Genomic DNA, 21537 nt, shown 5'->3' with positions numbered 1-21537 from the left:
TTGTCACCGCACAATCCTTCCATCATCCACCGGCATTGCGCTGCGACATTCCTGCAAGCCAGCCCCATGCCCCTTGAAACCGTCCGACCATCGGCATAATATCAGGACAATCTTCAAGCAATCGACTGATTGTATTGGTTACAATTATCCAGACCGGACGAAAATCATGAACCAGCCCGCGACAATCGCCTGGCGCCCCGCCTTGGAAGGCCGGTCTGGTCCGCTTTACCGCGCCATTGCCACCGCCCTGTCCGATGATATCGCCGCTGGTCGGCTGGCCCCGGGCACCCGCCTGCCCACCCACCGCGATCTGGCCTGGGAGTTGAAGGTGACGGTGGGCACCATCACCCGCGCCTATCAGGAGGCGGAGCGGCTGGGCCTGATCGGGGGGGAGGTCGGACGCGGCACCTTTGTGCGCGACCCGCGCCGCCTGCTGGAACCGGTTTCAGAGCAGGGCGGGTTGCTGGCGCTGGGGGGCCTGATCGATCTGTCGGTCAATGCGTCGGCGCTGTGGAATGATGGGGTGGCCTTGACCACGGCCACCATGGCGGTGGCACAGCAGCCGGACCTGCTGGACCTGATGTCCTATCAGACGCCCATGGGCCATCCCCGCCTGCGGGCCAGCATCGCCAGCTGGTTGGCGGAAAGTGCCGGGCTGGAAAGCTCCCATGATCAAATCCTGCTGGCTACTGGCGGCCAGGGGGCGATGCATGCTGCCCTGGCCGCCGTTACCCATCCGGGGGATGCGCTGCTGGTGGAACAACTGACCTATCCCGGCATCCGCTCCCTGGCGCTGCATCTGGGCCTGCGGCTGATCCCGGTGGCGATGGATGGGGACGGGCTGCTGCCCGATGCGGTGGAACAGGCGGCGCGCAACCATGGGGCGCATGTGCTCTATTGTATGCCAACCCTGCAGAACCCGACCACCATCACCATGCCGCTGGAACGCCGCCGGGCGCTGGTGGATGTCGCCCGGCGCATCGGCCTGATGCTGGTGGAAGATGATGTTTATGGCTTCCTGAAATCCCCCTCGGTGCCCACCCTGGCGAGCCTGGGGCCGGATGTGACGCTGCATGTCTCCAGCGTCTCCAAAAGCCTGTTTCCCGGCCTGCGTACCGGCTATGTCGTCGCCCCCCGCCCGTTGCTGGACCGGTTGGCGACGGTGCTGCGGGCGACCGTGCTGACACCGGCCCATCTGGGCATGGTGGTGACGGCGGAATTGATCGACAGTGGTGAGGCCAGCCGCATCGCCGCCCGCCGCCGCCAGCAGGTGGCCAACCGCCAGCATCTGGCCCGCGCCATCCTGGATGGCGACCGGCTGGCTCATTCCGACCCGGATGTCACCCATCTTTGGCTGCCCTTGCCCGATCATATCCGGCGGGAAGATCTGGTGCGGGTGGCGCTGGAACGCGGCGTGAAGATCACCCCGGCCGATGCCTTCGCTGCCGGCCGGGGGGAGATTGCCAATGCTGTGCGCATCTGCCTGCTGGGGGTGGAGCAGGAAAGCACCCTGGAAAAGGGGCTGGATATTCTCTCCACCCTGATTGAACACCCGGTGGCCAGCAGTGCGGCACTGGTTTAAACTGCCAGCGTGGTGAACATCAGATGGGCCGGCTGGCCCTGGCCCTGCCAGACAATGGCATATTGCCCCAGCATTTCCGCCAGTTGCAGCGCATCGAATGGGGCCAGGTCGAAAATGGCAAAGCCCTTTTCCACCGGCCAATCCTTAGATGCTGGCCGGAACTCCGCCGGCAGATAATCCAGGTCTTCCTCTTCCAGAATATCCCGCAGCTTGGCGGTCGCCTTCTCATTGGCCTCAGCACTGGCGGGCTTGGATTTCGGGTTCCAGGCGGTGACGAAGACAATTTCCGCCGATCCGCGCTTTTCCAGCAGCGCGTCGATCTCCCCATTAAGGGCCATCACGCGGGCAGTGGCGCTGCGCTTGCCCTCCAGCACAACATAGGATGTCGCCTGATAGGCATCCAGCAGTTTGGCGTCAATCCGGCTCATGCGAAGGCCCCCACGGTATGGCTGTGATTCAAGGGGCCATGCCCCTGGCCGTAACCCGGCGCGGTGCGGATGGCGATATCGACATAGCGACGCGCCCGCGCCACGGCCGCCACCACATCCAGCCCCTGGGCCAGCCCGGTGGCGATGGCAGAGGCCAGGGTACAGCCGGTGCCATGGGTGTGGCGGGTATTCAACCGCTCCCCCTGGAAAGCGTGCTCCCCGTCCGCCGTCAGCAACAGGTCGGTCAGCACCGGGCCTTCCATATGGCCGCCCTTCATCAGCACGGCCCTGGCCCCGCGCGCCAGCAGGTCACGCCCGGCGCGGCGCATATCCTCAACCGTGCGGATGTCCAGACCGGTCAGCGCCTCGGCCTCCGGCACATTGGGGGTCAGCACGCTGGCCAGCGGCAGCAGGCGGGTCAGTACGGCATCGGTGGCGTCCATATCCAGCAGCCGGTGCCCCCCCTTGGCCACCATCACCGGGTCCGCCACCAGCTTCACACCCGGTGCGCGCGCCGCCAGCGTGTCGGCCACGGCGTGGATCACCTCCGCCGTGGCCAGCATCCCGGTTTTCACCGCATCGGCCCCCAGATCGGCCAGCACCAGTTCCATCTGCTGCACCAGGAACGGTACCGGCACCGTGTGGATGCCATGCACGCCATGGGTGTCCTGCGCCGTCAGCGCGGTAATGGCGGTCATGGCATAACCATCAAGGGCGGTGACCGCCTTGATATCGGCCTGAATGCCCGCCCCGCCGCCACTGTCCGACCCGGCGACGATCAGAACCCGTCCCTGCATTGCCCTTACTCCGCCGCCACCTTGGCCGCCGCCGATTGTACGGCGGCGCAGATATCATCCACCACGTGCTTCACCAACCCCTCATCCTCCCCTTCCGCCATCACCCGGATCAGCGGTTCGGTGCCGGATTTGCGGATCAGCACACGGCCACGCTCGGCCAGCCTTGCCTCCCCCTCGGCGATGGCAGCCTTGACCTGCACATCCTCTAGCGGCTGCACGCCCCCACCGGCCTCATAGCGCACATTCTTCAGCAATTGCGGCAGCGGCTGGAACACGCGCAACACCTCAGAGGCCGGGCGCCCTGCCTTGCGGATGCAGGCCAGCACCTGCAAGGCCGCCAACAACCCGTCACCGGTGGTGGCGAAATCCGACAGCACCACATGGCCGGACTGTTCACCGCCGACATTGAAGCCATGTTCCCGCATATGTTCCACCACATAGCGGTCACCAACGGCGGTGCGGGCCAGGCTGAGGCCCAGTCCCTTCAGATAAAGTTCCATGCCCATGTTGGACATGACCGTGGCCACCACACCACCGCCGCGCAGCCGGCCGCTTTCCGCCCAGCTGGCCCCGATCAGAGCCATGATCTGGTCGCCATCGATCTGACTGCCATTTTCATCGGCCAGGATCAGCCGGTCAGCATCGCCATCCAGGGCGATGCCGATATCGGCCTGATGTTCCAGCACCGCCGCCCGCATGGCCGCAGGCGCCGTGGCACCGCATTTATCATTGATATTGAAGCCATTCGGCTGGTTGAACAGGGTCACCACCTCGGCCCCCAACTCATACAGCACACGCGGCGCGACCTTGTAAGCGGCCCCATGGGCGCAATCGAGGACGATTTTCATCCCGTCCAGCCGCAGCCCCCGCGGGAAGCTGCTTTTCACCACCTCAATATAGCGGCCGGAGGCATCTTCCATCCGCTGGGCACGGCCCAGGTCGCGCGGATCGACCAGATCAACCGCGAAGGGCTGGGCCATCCGCGCCTCCATCCCCCGCTCAATCTCATCGGAGAGCTTATACCCATCCGGCCCGAACAGCTTGATGCCATTATCATGATAGGGATTATGGCTGGCCGACAGCATCACCCCCAGATCGGCCCGCATGGAGCGGGTGAGCATGGCAACGGCGGGCGTGGGCAGCGGCCCCACCAGGATCACATCCATGCCCATGGAGATGAAGCCGGCCGTCAGCGCCGGCTCCAGCATATAGCCCGACAGGCGCGTATCCTTGGCGATCACCACCGTATGGCGATGGTCACCGCGCCGGAACTGCAAGGCCGCCGCCATGGCGACTTTCAGGGCGGTTTCCGCCGTCATCGGCTCGGTATTGGCGGTACCGCGAATGCCATCCGTGCCGAATAATTTACGCGACATCGATCAGAAATCCCTGTGAGCGCCGGGGTGTATGTCACTTTATAGCACGCCCGGCGGCAGCGGCGGCAATGACGATAAATATTGTATCAGGCCGATTGCAGCGCCTGCCAGACGGCCACTGCCTGCACGGTCGCCGCCACATCATGCACCCGCAGGATCTGCGCCCCCTGCCCCAGCGCGTGCAGGGCGGCGGCGATGGAACCCGCCACCCGATCCTTCGGCGCTTCCCCTTTCGACAGGGCGGCGATGAACCGCTTGCGGCTGACCCCGATCAGGAGGGGGCAGCCCAGCCCGTGCAAGCTGGCGGTGCGGGCCAGCAGATCAACATTATGGGACAAGTCTTTGCCAAATCCGACGCCGGGGTCGATGGCAATCTTCTCCCGCGCGATGCCCGCCCCCCTCGCTGCCTCGATCCGCGCGGTCAGCCAGTCAAAAACCTCCGCCGTCACATCCGCATAGCGGGGGGCCAGCTGCATGGTCTGCGGCTCCCCCTGGATATGCATCAGCACCAGGGGCAGGCCGCTGGCTGCCGCCACCGACAGGCTGTCCGGGTCACCGGTCAGGGCTGTCACATCATTGATGATCTTGGCACCGGCCGCCGCAGCGGCCTGCATCACGGCGGCATGGCGGGTATCGATGGAGATGACGGCCCCATCCGCCGCCAGGGCCGCAATGACCGGCACCACACGGGCGATCTCCACATCCACCGGAACTGGCTCCGCACCGGGCCTTGTCGACTCGCCGCCAATATCCAGAATATCCGCCCCCTCCGCCAGCAGCCGGCGACCATGGGCGATGGCCGCCGCCACGCTGGCATGGTCGCCGCCGTCGGAAAAACTGTCCGGCGTGACATTGACGATACCCATGATCAGGGGCCGCGACAGGTCGAACCCGGCCCAGGCCAGGCGGGCCGTGATCAGCGGATGGCCGGCGGCAAGCGCGTTGGCCGGCTGGATACCGTCGGCCGTCTCAACTAATGAAAAGGCCAACGGCCCCCCCGCCAGCAGCTGGGCTGTACCAGCGGCCACAGCGGCACGGGCAGCCCTGCCGGAAAGCAGGGCGAGCGGGCGATGATGCATGGTGAAAACTTCGTCTGACGGGGCGACCAAAGCACAAACCCCCGGCATTTCCATGCCGGGGGCCTGCAGCTCAACATAAACTCATCCAGTTTACACGCCCGGCTGAGGCTCCGGCTCACCGCTCCCCGTGGTAGGCACGGAGGAGCGGCGGCCGCCTGTGGATTTGGGCGGTTCCACTGCCGGCGGACGCGGGGCCGGCGGATCGGTGCGCACCACCTCTTCGCCCCGCAGCAGTGCCCGAACCTCGTCACCCGACAGGGTTTCGAATTCCAGCAGCGCCTCGGAAACCTTGTGCAGATCCTGCAGATGCGTGGTCAGGATGGTACGCGCCTGCACCTCGCCCTCTTCGATCAGACGGCGGATTTCCTCGTCGATCAACTGGGAGGTCGCTTCAGAGACATTCTGCTGCTGCGCCACCGAATGACCCAGGAAAACCTCCTGCTCATTGGCGTTATAGCGCACACGGCCCAGCTTATCGCTCATGCCATATTCAGCCACCATGGCACGGGCCCAGCGGGTGGCCTGCTGGATGTCGCTGGCCGCACCGGTAGTCACATTCTCCGGCCCGAAGATGATTTCTTCGGCCACGCGACCACCAAAAAGCACGGCCAGACGCGACTCCATCTCTCGCTTGGTATAGTTGGTGCGGTCGCGTTCCGGCAGGTTCATGGTCACGCCTAGGGCGCGGCCACGTGGAATGATCGTCACCTTATGCAGCGGATCATATTCCGGAACCATCAGGGAGACCAGCGCATGGCCAGCCTCGTGATAGGCGGTAAGCTTGCGCTCCTTCTCGCTCATCACCATGGAGCGGCGTTCCGCCCCCATCATCACCTTGTCCTTGGCGGCTTCGAAATCGGCCATGCCGACGACCCGCTTGCCGGCACGGGCCGCCAGAAGGGCCGCTTCATTGACCAGATTGGCCAGATCCGCACCGGAGAAGCCGGGGGTGCCACGGGCAATGATCTTCGGGTCCACGTCCGGTGCCAGCGGCACCTTACGCATATGGACCTTCACAATCTTCTCACGCCCCAGCACATCGGGGTTCGGCACCACGACCTGACGATCGAAGCGGCCGGGACGCAGCAGAGCCGGGTCCAGCACGTCGGGGCGGTTGGTGGCGGCGATCAGGATCACGCCCTCATTCGCCTCAAACCCGTCCATCTCCACCAGCAGCTGGTTCAGCGTCTGCTCACGCTCATCATTGCCGCCGCCCAGGCCGGCACCGCGATGACGGCCAACGGCGTCGATTTCGTCGATGAAGATGATGCAAGGCGCGTTTTTCTTGCCCTGTTCGAACATGTCGCGGACACGGGACGCACCCACACCGACAAACATTTCCACGAAGTCAGAACCGGAAATGGTGAAGAAGGGCACATTGGCTTCACCGGCCACGGCGCGGGCGGTCAGGGTCTTACCCGTGCCCGGCGGGCCGACCAGCAGAACGCCCTTGGGGATCTTGCCGCCCAGGCGCTGGAATTTCTGCGGGTCTTTCAGGAAGTCAACAACCTCTTCCAGCTCCTGCTTTGCCTCATCGATGCCGGCCACATCATCAAAGGTGACGCGGCCGACTTTCTCCGTCAGCAGGCGGGCGCGGGATTTACCAAAGCCCATGGCCTTGCCGCCGCCCGACTGCATTTGGCGCATGAAGAAAATCCACACGCCGATCAGCAGCAGCATCGGGAACCAGCTGAGCAGGATGCTGAGCAGGGAGGGGTTGGTATCTTCCGGCACGACAGAAACGCGGACATTCTTATCGACCAGCCGGTCGGCAACATTGCTGCCCTGGGGCGCGATGGTCGAGAAGGTCCGGCCGTCATTGGTGGTGCCGGTGATCTGGTCCCCCTTGATCATCACGGATGTGACGATGCCGCGATCCACCTCCGCCAGCAGCTCACTATAGGCGAGCCCGGACTGGGGCGAACGGGTGGAAGAGCTTTGGAACAGGTTGAACAGGGCAATCAAGAGCACCCCGATCACCAGCCAAAGCGCCAGATTCTTGCCGAAATTATTCACGTCACAAGCCTTTCATCCACCGCATCCCTTCCGGTGCCCTGCGCAATAGCCGACAGGACGGCTGACAGGCGGGTAACCCCGGATGGGGGAACATCCCATTAGATAATGTCATTCGCGGCGCTGACAACAGCGAAGCGTGGTCCAAATGCAGGAACTGCTACTTCCGGAAGGATATAGCAGCTTAGCGTGGCCCGGTCCGCCCTGTTAAATCCCAAATGGGGAATGGCGCATATTTCGTCACGCTCGGTCAAAACCGGGCAGGTGCGGCGGATGGCTGCGGCCAGCGGGGCGCGTTTCAGTGCCGGTTCCAGGTCCGTGGCCCGCTGCCACAGCAGATCATCCAGCGCCTGCACCTGCCCTTGCATAGTCCCTTGGATCGACAGACGGAATCGACCATCCCATGTCACGATGCCCCCCCCGGGCGGTACCGTAACCGGGCCTTCCAGATGGCGTTCCTCCCGCATCAGCTGCCAGCCACCCACCGTGGCAGCCAGACGACAGCCGGCCAGGGTGGCGCCCGTCCGCGCATCTGCCACCATCCGCTGCCAGAGCGCGGCGACAGCAGAGGGGGACGGTGGATAAGCGGCACCGCCAATGGCGCGCAGCAGGCTGGTCAGCAGCCGGGGCCCCATGCCAGCGGCATCAGACACAATGCCGGCAGACAGCATGGCCCAGCCTTCCGGCTGGAATCGGACATGGCGGGCGGCCAGCCCGGCCAGCGCCTGATCCAGCATGGCGCGTTCCTGCCCGGCGGCGGCGGCATCCTGAAAGGCCGAGTCTGTATCTGGCCCCTGCTGACGCAGCGCCACGCGGGCATAGCGGGAATCGCGGTTGGAGGGATCTTCCACCCAGGCTTGGTCCAAGCCCCGGCAGGTTGCCAGCAGCCGCGTCTTGGGAACGGGTAAGAGCGGCCGGATCAGCCGCACTGACCCCAATTCCCGAATCAGCGGCATCCCGGCCAGCCCATCCCCGCCGCTGCCACGTGCCTGCCGCAACAGGGCGGTTTCCGCCTGATCATCGGCATGGTGGGCCAACGCCAGATGCAGGATGCCCTGCGCGGCGGCCGCCTCAGCCAGCAGGCGCAAGCGGGCGGTGCGGGCGCCGGCCTGAATGCCGGTGGTCGGCTTGCACCCTTCCCAGGCCAGGATCTGGTGGTCGATTCCCCGGTCCCGCATCCAGGCGGCCACCTGGGCCGCCTCTTGCCGGCTTTCCGGCCGCAGGCCGTGATCAACCGTCAGCGCCAGCAGCCGTCCACCCCTTTGGCGACACCAATCGGCCAGCAGCAAGGCCAGGGCCATGCTGTCGCCACCGCCGGAAACACCAACCGCCAGATGGGGTTCAGGCTCGAAGGGACCGGCGGCGGCCATGCAGGCCGCGAACTGATCCGGTCGAACCGGTTCCATCAGCTGCATTTCAGACGATTCTTCTCCTGCTCGGCGCGGCGCCGGGTGGTGGCGGACGCGTCCTTGTACTTGCCAAGCAATTCGCCCAGAGCCGCACAGGCATCTTCATTCGCCTTCATGGCGGACAGGGACAAGGAAAGCTTCAGCAGCGAATCCGGCGCTTTGCCACTCTTGGGGAATTTCTGATAACCCTCGGCAAAGGCGACGGCCGCTTCCTTGAACTTGTTCCGGACATAGAGCGATTCGCCCAGCCAATATTGCGCATTGGATGCCAGGGGGTCACTGGGATGGGCCTTCAGGAACTGCGCGAATCCCTTCTCCGCATTCGCGTAATCGCCCTGCCGCAGCAGGTTGAAGGCTGCGTTATATTGATCCTGCGAAGAACCACTGGGCAGGGAGCCGCCCGCCTCCGGCTCCGCCGCAGGGCTTGCCGCCGCTGCCTTATCCGCCTTTCCGCCGGCGCCCTTTTCCGGTGCGGGGGCTGCGGCCGGTGCCGCGGCACCCAGACCGCCGCCGGACTGCTGTTCCAGGCGGCTGAGGCGGAAATCGATATCCGTCTGCATCTTGGTCAGCTGCTCCCGCAACTGACCTACCTGGAACGCCGCTTCCTCATAACGCCCGGTCAAGGTCTGCATCTCCGACTCCAGGCGCTGCAAACGCACCTCGAATCCGGCAGCGACATTGCCGGTCGGCGCAGAGCCCGAGGCGGCGGGCGGCGTGCCGCCATTGCCGCGATAAACCTCGCGGCTAATGGTCTGCATCTCATTTTCCAGCCGCTGCAGCCGATTCATCAGCTCCCGCGTGTCACTCTGCCCAAAGGCCGGGCCGGTAAGGGACAGGGCGGTCAACGCGATGGCGGCCACCGCCAGGCGACGGCGCAAAAACAGGCGTTGGGTGCGGAGCGGGCTGATCATCTAGGGACCGGCTGTAACAGGGTGGAGGTTGGTCCGCACCCTATCGCGTCGGGCGGACGGGTGGAAGGGTGCAGCAGCGATGGGGCGGGATTGTGGCCGCATTGTCGGTCGCCAGCGCCAAGAAAAAGGGCGCCGCTGGAAACCCAGCGGCGCCCGATTTCATCGGCCATGGCCGAAACGTCGGTCAGACAGTGATCAGTTGATCACGGTCACGCCACGACGGTTCTGCGTCCAGGCGGCTTCGTTGGAACCAACAACAGCCGGACGCTCCTTGCCGTAGGAGATGGTCTGAACGCGGGCACCGTCAACGCCCAGGGCGGTCAGGTAGTTCTTGACCGCGGTGGCGCGACGCTCGCCCAGGGCCAGGTTGTACTCACGCGTACCGCGCTCGTCGGCATGACCTTCAACGGTCACGGTGACGCCCTGGTACTGCTTCAGCCAGGCGGCCTGACGGTCCAGCGTAGCGGTCGCTTCCGGGGTCAGGTCGGACTTGTCGAAGCCGAAGAAGACGCGGTCGCCGACATTGACGACGAAGTCTTCAGCGGAACCCGGAACCGGGCCGGTCGGCTTGGCAGCGGCCGGAGCGGCCGGCGCGGAGGTGCCAGCGGTCGTGGCGGTGGCGGTCGGCTCCTTCTTGGAGCTGCAGGCGGTGGCCAGCAGGGCAACCGCGACGAGGCTGACGATCTTGAAGTTCATTTTGAGACCCCCTAGGTGGAACTCAGTTCAGTGTTGAGATAACGCATTTGCCCCACGAACCGTGCCATCGCAGCCAGTCGCCGCATTTAACGATCTTAGTGACTGGAAGGATTTGAGCACTGTTCTTGCGATGCGAACGTAGTGTGACGCAGTCACGGAATCAAGGGCGACCACGCAGGGTCAGACGCATCAGTGGGCGTTAAGACCTGCCTCTCATTGAACCCTGTCAGGTCAATTGAGTATAGCTTGGCCTGACGCTGCTTGCCACCGGCCCCGGCGGGACGCTCCTTGAAGAACATCAGAACGCGGCCATTGGGCGCCCAGGTCGGCCCTTCGACGTGGAACGCCTCCGTCAGGATACGCTCACCGGTACCGTCGGGCCGGATAACACCAATATAGAACTTACCGTCGGCCAGACGGGTGAAGGCAATCAAATCACCGCGCGGCGACCAGACGGGCGTAGCATAACGCCCGGAGCCGAAAGTAATGCGCTTAACGTCGCCGCCATCGGCGTTCATCGTGTACAGCTGCTGCGTACCACCCCGGTCGCTTTCAAACACGATTTTGCTGCCATCCGGGGAATAGCAGGGCGACGTATCAATGCCGGGATGGTTGGTCAGCTGGGTTTGACGGCGGGTGCGCAGGTCCAGCGCATAGATATCGGTGTTGCCATTCTGGGCCAGCGACATGATCACCTTGTTGCCGTCCGGCGAGAAACGCGGCGCAAATGTCATGCCCGGAAAATCGCCCAATACTTCCTGGCGACCGGTATCGATATTGAACAGATAGACCCGAGGCTTGTTGTTGAAGTAGCTCAGATATGTAATTTCCTGGGTGCTGGGCGAAAAACGCGGGGTCAGTACCAGCACACGGCCATCGGTCAGGAAACGATGGTTCTGCCCATCCTGATCCATGATGGCCAATTGCTTGACGCGCTGCAGCGCCGGCCCGGACTCGGCGATATAGACGACGCGGGTATCGAAATAGCCTTCTTCACCGGTGATGCGCTTATAGATCGCGTCGGAGATGATATGGGCGACTCGTCGCCAGCCATCGGCCTGCACCGTATAGGCCAGGCCCGTAAGCTGTTGGTCCGCCGTCACATCCCACAGGCGGAATTCGATGCGGGTGCGCCCATCGGGCGACTGGGTCACGGTGCCGGTCACCAGACCCTGCGCCTGGATCAGGCGCCAGTCGGCATAGCGCGGGCCGGCGCGCAACTGCTCCGGCGTCTGGATGAACTTGGCCGGATCAATGGGCCGGAACAGGCCGGATCGTTCCAGATTGGCCGAAATGACCGCCGCGATATTCTGCCCGGTCTGCTGGGCCTGCGGATTGTCGCCGGCGAAATTCGTCACGGCGATCGGCATCGGCTGCGGGTTGGCCTTGGTGATGTCAATCTCTAGCTCGGCATGGGCCGGCAGGGTGGCCGCACCGCTGGCGGCCACAACACCCATCATGGCCAGCGACCGCATGACGGTCCGGCGCCCCAGGGAAAAATCGGCTTTGGCTGGCATCAGAACATATCCTTCGGGCTGAACTTCATCAGGATTGACCCTTTGTCCGCATATTTTTCCCGCGGAATGTTGAGCGTATTGCACCCTGGCAACAACGGTGCGCGAAGCGCCGATTCAACGAAGGCACGGTAGTGCGGATCGCTGTTCGGGTTACCATTGCCGCCAACATACTGAACATTCGTGACGCGCATATTGGTATCGTAGCTGACGCGGATTTCCGCGATCATCTGCTCTACCCCTTTCGCGCCGATCGGGGCATTCCAACATTGGGCAATCTGGCGACGCAGCGCATCTTCCTCGCTGATCGTCAGATGATCACCGGTCTTGGCATTGCTCGGCTGCGGCGGCGGAGAACTCTCCTGCTTTGCCGTTTCCTTGGCCGGCGGGCTGTCAGGTTTCAGCTTGGCCACACTCTTGAGAACGCTGTCGAAGGACTTTTTCGGTTCTTCCTTCTTCGGCTCCTCTTTCTTGGGCTCCGGCTTCTTCTCTTCCTTCTTCGGTTCCGGTTTCGGCTCAGGCTTGGGCTTCGGCTCCTCCTTCTTCGGCGGCTCAGGCTTGGGCTCTTCCTTTTTCGGCTCCGGTTTGGGTTCGGGCTTGGGTTCCGGCTTCGGCTCCGGCGGCGGCGGCTTGGGCGGTTCCGGCTTCGGCTCGGGCTTGGGCTGCGGCTTCGGCGGTTCCGGCTCGGGCAGCTTCTGCGCCACCTGCGGGGGTGGCGGCTCCGGCGTCTTGATGTCCGGCGGCGGCGGTTCTTCCTTGGCCTGCACAGGCGGCGTGGGCGGCTGCGGTTTGGGCGGGGTCGGGTGCGGGGGCTGGGGGCGCGGCGGGGTCGGCTGCTGCAGCTTGGCAATGGTGGCCGGGCCGATTTCCACAATATCGACCGGTACTTCCTGCAGCTGGATCACCTCCCGCTCCCGCATCAGATGCGGCAGGCCGATCAATGCCAGCAGAATCAGCGCCAGATGCAGCAGGCCGGAAAGGATGAGGGGCGTGCGCATGATCGGGTTCGACCCATTCCCCCTTACCGGCGACCGTCGGATTCGATGACGAGCTTGGCTTCCGACAGCCCGGCGCGGCGCGCCTCGCTCAACACATCAACGATGCTGGCATATGTCGCCTGCCGATCACCCCGGACCAGCACCTTGCGTTCCGGATTTTCCTGCGCCACCACCGCCAGACGCGGTGCCAACTCCGCAATGGCGAACATGTCGTTGTCGAAAACCTTCTTATCCTTGAAGGAGACCTTGCCGTCGGCCGTCACCGTCACCCAAAGCGGATCTTCTTCCGATTTCAGTGCCTGGGCCGCCCCTTTGGGCAGATTGACGGGAATACCGGCGGTCAGCAGCGGGGCCGCTACCATGAAAACGATGAGCAACACCAGCATCACGTCCACCAGGGGCGTGACATTGATGTCCGACATGGCACCCCGGCCGCGGCGGCGGCCGCGGCCGGAGGATTTACCGGGAAGGCTTGCCCCCATTTCAGCCCCGCTCCTCAAGATGACGCTGAAGGATCGCGGAGAATTCTGTCACAAATGAGTCGAGCCGGTCACCGAAACGGCCGATTTCCGACGAGAAGTAATTATAGGCCAGCACGGCCGGAATGGCGGCCACCAGACCGATGGCGGTGGCGAACAGTGCCTCCGCGATACCCGGCGCCACCACGGCCAGCGAGGTATTCTGCTGGGCGGCGATGTTGGTGAAGGCCCCCATGATGCCCCAGACGGTGCCGAACAGGCCGACGAACGGACCAGCAGATCCAACCGAGGCCAGCACCGTCAGGTACCGTTCGGTATTCGCCATCTCACGGTTGACGGTGACCGACATTACCCGTTCGATCCGCTGGGCCAGATTGGCGCGCATGGCGCCGGTGCTGGTCAACCCGCGCTCGGTGGCATGGCGCCATTCGCGCATCCCGGCGGCGAACACGGCCGACAGCGGGTCGGCGGGATTGGCCGAGACCTGATCATAAAGCTGATCCAGGGAGCCGCCCGACCAAAATTGTTCTTCGAAATCGGCCGCCGCCGCCTTGATGCGACGCAGCTTCTTGACCTTGTCGTAGACAATGGCCCAGGTCCAGACCGAGGCGAAAACCAGGCCCAGCATCACGAGTTTCACAACCGGATCGGCCTGCATGAACAGGCCCCAGGCGGTCAGTTCATGGGCTGGAACGGCACCGCCCAGCGGGGCGGCCTGCAACAGGGTGGGATACATTCGGTTCAGTCCTGACCTAGCTTTACGACAGCACCCGTTCCAACACATCCCGCAACGCTGCGGGCAGCCGGACCGGCCTTCCGTTCTGATTGATCGCCGCCAAACGCAGAGAGACACGCACCAGCATGTCTCCCGGCAGCCGCTCAATATCCGAGCCCGCCTGCGGCGGCAAGCCGGCGCGACGGACCTCCTGTTCCATATCCACGGTGGCAGCCGCAATGGCCGTCACCCGGCTCCACACTTCCAGCGGTTGATCCAGCTTGGCCGGCGCGCGGAAATCCATCTCGCAATGACGCACGGCCAGGGCTGTCCCCAACGTGTTAACCATTTCCGCATGGGGAAAACCCGCCAAACGCAGCATTTCATTGCGCGCACGCTCACAAAAGCGCAAGTAATTTGCGTGATAGACAATGCCGCCGGCGTCGGTGTCCTCGTAATAGACACGCACGGGAAAGATGTGGTTCTTGCCCTCCGTCCAGCCGGCCGGCGGAACATGCATATCAGGCATCGACATCCCCAGCGAACAGATCGGCCCCCAGCGGCACCGCATTGCCCAACAGATCCAACTGGCGGGCTGGTGTTGCCGGCACGGGCAATCCCAGATAGCGGTATCCGGTATCCGTCAACATGCGCCCGCGCGGTGTGCGCTGCAACAGGCCCTGTTGAATCAGATAGGGCTCGATGGTTTCCTCCAGAACGTCGCGCTGTTCGCCCAGCGCCGCCCCCAGCGTTTCCACACCGACCGGACCACCACCATAATGGTCGGCGATGCAGGACAGATAGCGCCGGTCCATGGCATCAAAGCCCAGCCGGTCCACCTCCAGCCGGGTCAAGGCGCGGTCGGCGGCTTCCGCATCGGTGACCAGCAAGCCGGTGACGGCGGAAATATCCCGCACCCGGCGCAGCAGCCGGCCGGCCACGCGCGGGGTGCCACGCGACCGGCGGGCAATTTCCAATGCCCCCTCATCCGTCAGTTCCATGCCCAGGATGCGGGCGCCACGGCTGACGATCAGCTGCAGCTCTTCCGGTTCATAGAACTGCATCCGCAGCGGAATGCCGAACCGTTCCCGCAAGGGGCGGGTGATCAGCCCGGACCGGGTGGTCGCCCCCACCAGGGTGAAGGGCGGCAGGTCGATACGCACGCTGCGCGCCGCCGGCCCCTCCCCGATGATCAGGTCGAGCTGGAAATCCTCCATCGCCGGATAAAGGATTTCCTCCACCGCCGGGGACAGGCGGTGGATTTCATCGATGAACAGCACGTCCAGCGGCTGCAAATTGGTCAGCAGGGCGGCCAGATCGCCGGCCCGCGCAATGACAGGGCCGGAGGTGGCGCGGAAGCCGACATTCATCTCCTTGGCGACGATCTGGGCCAGCGTCGTCTTGCCCAGGCCGGGGGGGCCGAACAGCAGTACATGGTCCAATGCCTCCCCGCGCGACCGGGCAGCCTGGATGAACAGAGCCAGATTTTCGCGCACCTGTCGCTGGCCGGTGAATTCCGCCAGCGACAGCGGACGGATGGAATTCTCTGCCGATGCATCGCCGCCGATCCGGTCCTGATCGACCATACGTTCGGGCTTGGGCGCTTCCGGCTTGGCTTTGGGGGCGCGGCTCACTGGCTCAGTTCCTTCAGGCCGGCACGGATCAGGGCGGAGACATCAGCCCCCTCCCCCAATGCCTGGGCCGCCTTGTTGACCGCCGTAAAGGCATCGATCCGCTTGTATCCCAGATTGACCAAGGCCGACACCGCATCTCCAACCGCGCCACTGGGGGCCGCTGGCTGCGGCCCGCCTTTTATCGCTGTGGCCGCTGCCATGGGGGCAACAGCCAATGTGGCCACCTTATCCTTCAATTCGTTCAAAATTCGGGCAGCCAGTTTCGGCCCCACCCCATCCGCCTCACACAGGCTGGTCTTGTCCTGCGCGGCAATCGCACTGGTCAGTCGGTCGGGCGCCAGGGCGGAGAGCAGATTCAGCGCCACCCGCGCGCCCACCCCCTGCACCGTCGTCAACAGCCGGAACCAGTCACGTTCGCCTGCATCGGCAAAGCCATAAAGGGCGATCTTATCTTCCGACACCCACATGTCGGTCAGCACCGACGCCCGGTCGCCGGGGGTGCCCAGCCGGCGCAGCGTGCGCGATGAGGCGGAAAACAGATAGCCGACGCCATTCACGTCGATGATGGCCCAATCGAGACCGGTGGAATCGAGCAGGCCGGAAAGTTTGGCGATCATTGGCTTATCCCCGCCTCCGGCACCAGCAAAGGCAGTGCCGCGATAATGTCGGTATGGATGAAATCCTGGCCCTTGAACAGCAAGGGGGCATCCTGGCTCTTGGCCAGGGCATAGGCGGCGCAGTCGCCCAGATTAAGCTGGGCCTTATGGCCCCGCCCCTTGCCATAACGCGCATAGGCGGCCGATGCCGCCTCGGCCTGCGCGGCGTCAAAGGGCGCGACTTCAACGCCCAGCGCCTGCATCAATTGGTCCACATCATCCGCCGCGGCCGCACCATAACGGCCCATCACCACCGTGCGCGCTTCAAACAAGGTCACCGCCGACAGAACAAGTCCAGCCGCGTTCCGCATCGCCGTCAGATAATAGCTGCCATCCGGTTCCCGGAACAGAAAGGCGGCCAAGGCCGATGTATCCAGCACGGTACGCATTCAGTCGAACGTCCCTTGCTGATTATAGCCGATGATTTGATCCGGGGACCGGGCGTCCTGCACCGGGTTTGCCTGGATTCGCCGGATGATTTCTTCTGCCTTGGCCCAGCGGGCCCGTTTCAGCGCCAGCTCTTCCGCGGACAGACGCTCCAGCCGTTCTCGCACGGCCTTATGCATGGCCTCCGTCAGGCTCTCACCCGTCAGTTCGGCCAGCCGGCGGACATCGCGTTCCGCCTCTGGGGATTTAATGTTCAGGGCCATGGCGTCGCCATCCTTTCTTCCCTATGGGGAAGAATTCTACACCATATGAACAAAACGGCAACGGCGTGGCGCCGCTTTTTCAGCGCCGCACGCCCAGGATAGCGTCATCCACCTTGCGGCGGGTCTGGGCATAATGGGCGTGGCAGATGGCGACGGCCAGCGCATCGGCGCTGTCGGCGCTGGTGCGCTGGATGCCGGGCAGCAACATGCGGACCATGTGCTGCACCTGCACCTTATCGGCATGGCCGGTACCGACGACGGATTTCTTCACCGCCATGGGCAGATATTGTTGCACCGGCAGCCCGGCCTTGGCCGCACTCAGCAGTGCCACGCCGCGCGCCATGCCCAGCTTCAGGGTGGAGGATGGGTTGACGTTGGAAAGGGTTTCTTCCACCGCCGCCTCGTCGGGCTGCCAGGATGCGATGACATCGGCGATGCCGTCATGCAGTTCCAGCAACCGGATGGCCAGATCATCGCCGCTGTCGGTATTGATCGTACCGTTGGCCACATGGCTCAACCGGTTGCCGCAGACGTCAATCACGCCCCAGCCCAAATGCCGCAGGCCGGGGTCGAGCCCCAGGATACGGGTCGTCACCTGCCCCGCCATTCCCGTCCCTCCCCGGCCTGCAACAATATCAATCAGCTCAACTTTTCCAGAATCTCGGCCGGAATGTCGAAATTGCCCAGCACGGTCTGGACATCGTCATTGTCTTCCAGCACGTCCAGCAGCTTCAGCAGCGTCTGGGCCGTATCTTCCGCCGGGACCGGCACCAGATTCATCGGCGTCCAGGTCAGCTTGGCGCTTTCCGGGGCACCAAACTTGGCTTCCAGCGCGTCACGCACCTCGCCCAGCGAATCTGTGCCGGTGGTGATGGCGTGGCCGCCTTCATCCGACTGCACATCCTCCGCCCCCGCCTCGATGGCGGCTTCCAGCATCGTGTCGGCATCGGCCGCACTGGCCGGATAGGTGATCTGGCCGACGCGGTTGAACATGAAGGAGACCGAGTTGGTTTCCCCCAAAGTGCCGCCATGCTTGGTGAAGGCCGAACGCACTTCCGACGCGGTGCGGTTGCGGTTATCGGTCAGCGCTTCCACGATCAGCGCCACGCCGCCGGGGCCGTAACCCTCGTACCGCACTTCATCATAGTTGGTGTCATCACCGCCGCCGGGCTGACCCAGCTTGATGGCGCGGTCGATGCGATCCTTCGGCAGGTTCTGCGCACGACCGGCCTGGATGGCGGCCCGCAGGCGCGGATTCATGGCCGGGTCGGGCAGGCCCGACTTCGCGGCCACGGTGATTTCGCGCGCCAGCTTGTTGAAGATCTTCGACCGCTTGGCGTCCTGCGCGCCCTTACGGTGCATGATGTTCTTGAATTGGCTATGACCGGCCATGGGACCCCAGACGCCTGTAAGTGATATCGTTCAGATATATGGGCTGAATCTGGGGCTATGTACCATATCTTGGCCGGCTTTGGCACCTGTTGCGCGCAACGGCCCCGCCATGCGGCTGGCGGGACCGTGCGGCGCAGGCAATCATTAGCCCAGAATATTGTACCCGCCATCGATATAGGGCACCGAGCCAGTTATGGCGCGGGCATCGTCGCTGGCCAGGAAGGCGGCATAGGCGCCAACATCGGCCACGCCTACCTGCTGACGCAGCGGGGCCTTTTCCGCTGCGCGGGCCAGCAGCTCGTCAAACCGGTCGATACCGCTGGCGGCGCGGGTCTTCAGCGGGCCGGGCGACAGGCAATGCACGCGGATATCCTTCGGCCCCAGCTCGGCCGCCAGATAGCGGGTCACCGACTCCAGGGCCGCCTTCACCGGGCCCATCAGGTTATAATGATCAACCACCTTTTCCGAACCATAGAAGCTGACGGTCTGCAGGCAGCCGCCATCCTTCATCAGCGGTTCAGCCAGCCGTGCCATACGGATGAACGAATGCACCGACACATCCATGGCCGTCAGGAAGCCATCACGCGAACAGTCGGTGACGCGGGCGTGCAGATCTTCACGCGGGGCGAAGGCGATGGAATGCAGCAGGAAATCCAGCTTGCCCCATTCCGCCTCGATCCGCTCGAACACAGCCTCCAGCTGGCCCGGCTCCCGCACATCGCAGGGCAGGATCAGCGTGGCGCCCAGCGCCTCTGCCAACGGGCGGACATGCGGCTCCGCCTTGGCGTTCAAATAGGTGACGGCCAGATCGGCGCCCATGGCGCGGAATGCATGGGCACAGCCATGGGCGATACTGCCCTCATTGGCGATACCCACCACCAGACCGCGTTTACCAGCCAAAGAAAACAGAGCCATATCATTCCCTCACATCATCATTCGGGCACTATCATGGTGCAATGCAGCATAATAGGTGTGTCTCGCTACAGCCAGATGACAAAATGAGATGTTGCGGATTTGTATCGCACTGGCCCCAAAAAGCGCCCGCATACTGGGACTTGGCGGTAAAGCATTATAGGAAGATCATGGTTTCATCCGCCGTCGCTCCAGGGAAGGTTCCGCCCTTGTCCATCCTGCACCGCCTCCTCCCCCTTCTGGCCCTCATCTGCCTGTGGCTGACCGGTCAGACCGGCCAAGCCGCCGAATTTCGCAACGGGGAGGATGTGCGTGTCACCAGCCCGGTGAGCGACAATCTGTTTGCCGCCGGCAGCAAACTCACCATCGCCGCACCGGTGGATGGGGATGTGATCGCGGCCGGCTTTAATCTGGACCTGAAAGCCCCGGTCAGTGGCGATGCGATCCTCGCCGGCTTTGATCTGCGGGTGGCAGCCCCGGTGGCGGGTGATCTGCTGGCGGTGGCTGCCGATCTTGACATTAAAAGCAGCATCAGTGGCGATGCCCGGGTCACCGGGGCGGAGGTGCGGTTGAGCCGGGGCGCCACCATCAGTGGTGATTTCAGCGCCAGCGGCGGGGAAATCACCCTGGAAGGCGACGTGGCCGGGAACGCACAGCTGGCTGCGGAAAAGGTGGTGATTGCCGGCAGCATCGCCGGCAATCTGGACGTGGCAGCGGTGGAACTGGAACTGCTGCCCGGTGCGCGAATCACCGGCAGCATCCGCCATACCGGCCCCCGCTCCGTTCCTGTGCCCGATGGGGTGGATGTCGGTGGCACGGTGGAATTCCGCGCCAAGGAAGACCTGGACACCGATGGTCCCGGCGTGATGACGCTGCTGGGCACCATGGCAGCCCTGTTCATCCTGGGGCTGGCGGTGCTGTGGCTGTTCCCGGCGCTGGTGGCGGGCAGCAGTGCCGCCATCCGCCGCAATCCGCTGGGCCGGGTGCTGGTGGGCCTGGGCCTGCTGCTGGTTGTGCCGCCGCTGGCCATCCTGCTGATGTTCAGTGTGATCGGCCTGCCGCTGGGCCTGCTGCTGGGCGGCCTCTATCTTCTGGCCTTCCCGCTGGGGCTGGCCGTGGCGGCCCTGGGGCTGGCGGAAAGCCGGCAGGGGCGCAATGGCCGCGACGGGCCGCCCGCCCGCGTGCTGGGCCGTTTCGCCCTGGTCACCCTGGCCCTGGCGCTGGTGTCGCTGGTCCCCTATCTGGGGGCTATCGGCTTGCTGCTGGCAGTGGCCCTGGGTCTGGGGGCTATGGCGGGGGCCGTGCTTAATGCAAGGCGGGCGGGCTGAGATGCCGCGCGGTGTCGCCAAAGCCGATCTGCCGCAAAAAATTTGCGCCCATTGCGGCCGCCCTTTCACATGGCGGCGCAAATGGGCGCGGGACTGGGAACAGGTGAAATATTGTTCCGACGCCTGCCGCCAGGGCAAAATGCCCAAGCGGCAAGCGGAAAGCTAAAGCTGTTTCCGCTGACCGGAAATACGCTCCCACTCAGTCGCGGAAGTTCAAATATTGCAGCGGCTGTTCGATGTTCAGCCCCTTCACCAGCGCGATGGCGGCCTGAAGATCATCGATCTTCTTGCCGGAGATGCGCAGTTCATCGCCCTGAATGGCGGCCTGCACCTTCATCTTGCTGTCCTTCAGGGCCTTGACGATCTGCTTGGCCAAAGCCTGCTCGATCCCCTGCTTCACCTTCACCACCTGGCGCTTGGTGCCACCGGCGGCATTCTCTTCCTTGGACCAGTCCAGACAGCCGGGATCCAGCTTGCGGCGCACGAAATAGCCTTTCAGCATTTCCTGCAGCTGCTCCAGCTTGGTGTCATCCTCTGTCTGGATGATGATCTCGTTTTCCTTCTCCTTCAGTTCCATGGTGGATTTGGAACCTTTGAAGTCGAATCGGGTCTGCAGCTCACGCAGCACACCCTGAACGGCGTTATTGACCTCGGCGATCTCGGTCTTGGAAACGATGTCGAAAGACGGCATGGCTCTGAACGTCCATCCTTTTAGGCAACGAACAAACGGGATGGCCGCAGCTTACCACCGCACCACCCGTATCGTCACGGAAAAGGCCGTCAGCCCCCAATGACAGCGGAGGCACCTGCCGCGCTGGCGGCATCTTTCTGTACGGCCCTGTCGGTCGCCGACAGGGCGACCACCAACACCAGACCGGCCAGCAGCAGGGCCTGCAGGGCCAATGTGGTCCGGTGGTTTAATCGTTTCATCCCCCGCATGATCGGCCTCCCTGGCAGCACGCAAACGC

General features: G+C 64.0%; 25 protein-coding genes. 3 read left to right on the top strand and 22 right to left on the bottom strand.

The window, feature by feature from the left end; translation table 11 throughout:
• Positions 1 to 166: 166 nt before the first annotated feature.
• Positions 167 to 1582 carry a PLP-dependent aminotransferase family protein gene (locus tag CHB97_RS04815; RefSeq protein ID WP_089286748.1) on the top strand — a complete coding sequence of 472 codons (1416 nt, stop codon included), beginning with the start codon at positions 167 to 169 and terminating at the stop codon, positions 1580 to 1582.
• Here the strand turns inward: CHB97_RS04815 and CHB97_RS04810 are convergent.
• The 20 genes from CHB97_RS04810 to fabI all read right to left on the bottom strand — a co-directional run bounded on the left by CHB97_RS04810 (position 1579) and on the right by fabI (position 19244).
• Positions 1579 to 2010, bottom strand: a complete 432-nt coding sequence (locus tag CHB97_RS04810) for a DUF3293 domain-containing protein (RefSeq protein ID WP_089286747.1) — start codon at positions 2008 to 2010, stop codon at positions 1579 to 1581. The genes CHB97_RS04815 and CHB97_RS04810 overlap by 4 nt on opposite strands.
• Complete coding sequence (thiD, locus tag CHB97_RS04805; protein ID WP_089286746.1) at positions 2007 to 2807, bottom strand: bifunctional hydroxymethylpyrimidine kinase/phosphomethylpyrimidine kinase; 801 nt, start codon at positions 2805 to 2807, stop codon at positions 2007 to 2009. Before thiD ends, CHB97_RS04810 begins: the two co-directional genes overlap by 4 nt.
• Positions 2808 to 2812: 5 nt before the next feature.
• Positions 2813 to 4183, bottom strand: coding sequence for a phosphoglucosamine mutase (glmM, locus tag CHB97_RS04800; RefSeq protein ID WP_089286745.1), 1371 nt, complete (start codon positions 4181 to 4183; stop codon positions 2813 to 2815).
• 86 nt (positions 4184 to 4269) lie between these two features.
• On the bottom strand, positions 4270 to 5262 hold the full coding sequence (folP, locus tag CHB97_RS04795) for a dihydropteroate synthase (protein ID WP_244559384.1): 993 nt from the start codon (positions 5260 to 5262) through the stop codon (positions 4270 to 4272).
• Between the two features lie 90 nt (positions 5263 to 5352).
• Positions 5353 to 7278: an ATP-dependent zinc metalloprotease FtsH gene (ftsH, locus tag CHB97_RS04790; RefSeq protein WP_089286743.1), complete on the bottom strand. Its 1926-nt coding sequence runs from the start codon at positions 7276 to 7278 to the stop codon at positions 5353 to 5355.
• A 98-nt stretch (positions 7279 to 7376) separates the two neighbouring features.
• Complete coding sequence (gene tilS / locus CHB97_RS04785; protein ID WP_089286742.1) at positions 7377 to 8690, bottom strand: tRNA lysidine(34) synthetase TilS; 1314 nt, start codon at positions 8688 to 8690, stop codon at positions 7377 to 7379.
• Entirely contained in the window at positions 8681 to 9595 is a 915-nt protein-coding gene (gene ybgF, locus CHB97_RS04780; RefSeq protein WP_089286741.1) for a tol-pal system protein YbgF, read from the bottom strand. Before ybgF ends, tilS begins: the two co-directional genes overlap by 10 nt.
• A gap of 195 nt (positions 9596 to 9790) precedes the next feature.
• Positions 9791 to 10291: a peptidoglycan-associated lipoprotein Pal gene (gene pal / locus CHB97_RS04775; RefSeq protein WP_089286740.1), complete on the bottom strand. Its 501-nt coding sequence runs from the start codon at positions 10289 to 10291 to the stop codon at positions 9791 to 9793.
• A 152-nt stretch (positions 10292 to 10443) separates the two neighbouring features.
• On the bottom strand, positions 10444 to 11766 hold the full coding sequence (gene tolB, locus CHB97_RS04770; protein ID WP_089286910.1) for a Tol-Pal system beta propeller repeat protein TolB: 1323 nt from the start codon (positions 11764 to 11766) through the stop codon (positions 10444 to 10446).
• A gap of 41 nt (positions 11767 to 11807) precedes the next feature.
• Positions 11808 to 12803, bottom strand: a complete 996-nt coding sequence (locus CHB97_RS04765) for an energy transducer TonB (RefSeq protein ID WP_244559411.1) — start codon at positions 12801 to 12803, stop codon at positions 11808 to 11810.
• A gap of 23 nt (positions 12804 to 12826) precedes the next feature.
• Complete coding sequence (locus tag CHB97_RS04760) at positions 12827 to 13225, bottom strand: ExbD/TolR family protein (RefSeq protein WP_244559383.1); 399 nt, start codon at positions 13223 to 13225, stop codon at positions 12827 to 12829.
• Positions 13226 to 13286: 61 nt separating this feature from the next.
• Positions 13287 to 14018 carry a protein TolQ gene (gene tolQ, locus CHB97_RS04755; RefSeq protein WP_089286737.1) on the bottom strand — a complete coding sequence of 244 codons (732 nt, stop codon included), beginning with the start codon at positions 14016 to 14018 and terminating at the stop codon, positions 13287 to 13289.
• Positions 14019 to 14040: 22 nt separating this feature from the next.
• Complete coding sequence (locus CHB97_RS04750) at positions 14041 to 14526, bottom strand: YbgC/FadM family acyl-CoA thioesterase (RefSeq protein WP_244559382.1); 486 nt, start codon at positions 14524 to 14526, stop codon at positions 14041 to 14043.
• Complete coding sequence (gene ruvB, locus CHB97_RS04745; RefSeq protein WP_089286909.1) at positions 14519 to 15583, bottom strand: Holliday junction branch migration DNA helicase RuvB; 1065 nt, start codon at positions 15581 to 15583, stop codon at positions 14519 to 14521. The genes CHB97_RS04750 and ruvB overlap by 8 nt, the downstream gene beginning before the upstream one ends.
• A 44-nt stretch (positions 15584 to 15627) precedes the next feature.
• Positions 15628 to 16248, bottom strand: a complete 621-nt coding sequence (gene ruvA / locus CHB97_RS04740; RefSeq protein WP_089286735.1) for a Holliday junction branch migration protein RuvA — start codon at positions 16246 to 16248, stop codon at positions 15628 to 15630.
• The gene (locus CHB97_RS04735; RefSeq protein WP_089286734.1) at positions 16245 to 16676 is read right to left on the bottom strand and encodes a type II toxin-antitoxin system VapC family toxin; all 432 of its coding nucleotides are present in this window, start codon (positions 16674 to 16676) and stop codon (positions 16245 to 16247) included. Before CHB97_RS04735 ends, ruvA begins: the two co-directional genes overlap by 4 nt.
• On the bottom strand, positions 16677 to 16937 hold the full coding sequence (locus tag CHB97_RS04730) for a type II toxin-antitoxin system VapB family antitoxin (RefSeq protein ID WP_089286733.1): 261 nt from the start codon (positions 16935 to 16937) through the stop codon (positions 16677 to 16679). It abuts the gene before it with no gap.
• Positions 16938 to 17016: 79 nt separating this feature from the next.
• A complete protein-coding gene (gene ruvC / locus CHB97_RS04725) occupies positions 17017 to 17544 on the bottom strand; it encodes a crossover junction endodeoxyribonuclease RuvC (RefSeq protein WP_089286732.1) in 528 nt (175 codons plus the stop codon).
• Between the two features lie 32 nt (positions 17545 to 17576).
• Complete coding sequence (locus CHB97_RS04720; protein WP_089286731.1) at positions 17577 to 18329, bottom strand: YebC/PmpR family DNA-binding transcriptional regulator; 753 nt, start codon at positions 18327 to 18329, stop codon at positions 17577 to 17579.
• Between the two features lie 144 nt (positions 18330 to 18473).
• A complete protein-coding gene (gene fabI, locus CHB97_RS04715) occupies positions 18474 to 19244 on the bottom strand; it encodes an enoyl-ACP reductase FabI (RefSeq protein WP_089286730.1) in 771 nt (256 codons plus the stop codon).
• A gap of 206 nt (positions 19245 to 19450) precedes the next feature.
• Between fabI and CHB97_RS04710 the strand changes: the two genes are divergently transcribed.
• Positions 19451 to 20569 (top strand): polymer-forming cytoskeletal protein, encoded by a 1119-nt coding sequence (locus CHB97_RS04710; protein ID WP_089286729.1) that lies wholly within the window; start codon positions 19451 to 19453, stop codon positions 20567 to 20569.
• On the top strand, positions 20550 to 20735 hold the full coding sequence (locus tag CHB97_RS04705; RefSeq protein WP_371332956.1) for a DUF2256 domain-containing protein: 186 nt from the start codon (positions 20550 to 20552) through the stop codon (positions 20733 to 20735). The genes CHB97_RS04710 and CHB97_RS04705 overlap by 20 nt, the downstream gene beginning before the upstream one ends.
• A gap of 33 nt (positions 20736 to 20768) precedes the next feature.
• Here the strand turns inward: CHB97_RS04705 and CHB97_RS04700 are convergent, their stop codons facing one another.
• Both CHB97_RS04700 and CHB97_RS26300 read right to left on the bottom strand, forming a co-directional pair.
• Positions 20769 to 21260 (bottom strand): YajQ family cyclic di-GMP-binding protein, encoded by a 492-nt coding sequence (locus tag CHB97_RS04700; RefSeq protein ID WP_089286727.1) that lies wholly within the window; start codon positions 21258 to 21260, stop codon positions 20769 to 20771.
• Positions 21261 to 21349: 89 nt separating this feature from the next.
• Positions 21350 to 21508 (bottom strand): hypothetical protein, encoded by a 159-nt coding sequence (locus CHB97_RS26300; protein WP_160105563.1) that lies wholly within the window; start codon positions 21506 to 21508, stop codon positions 21350 to 21352.
• Positions 21509 to 21537 lie beyond the last annotated feature (29 nt).

Origin of the sequence: Azospirillum sp. RU38E (assembly GCF_900188385.1) — a bacterium.
GTDB lineage: Bacteria > Pseudomonadota > Alphaproteobacteria > Azospirillales > Azospirillaceae > Niveispirillum.
Note: the sequence above shows the minus strand (reverse complement) of the source record. Positions and strands in the feature narration are given on the sequence as shown.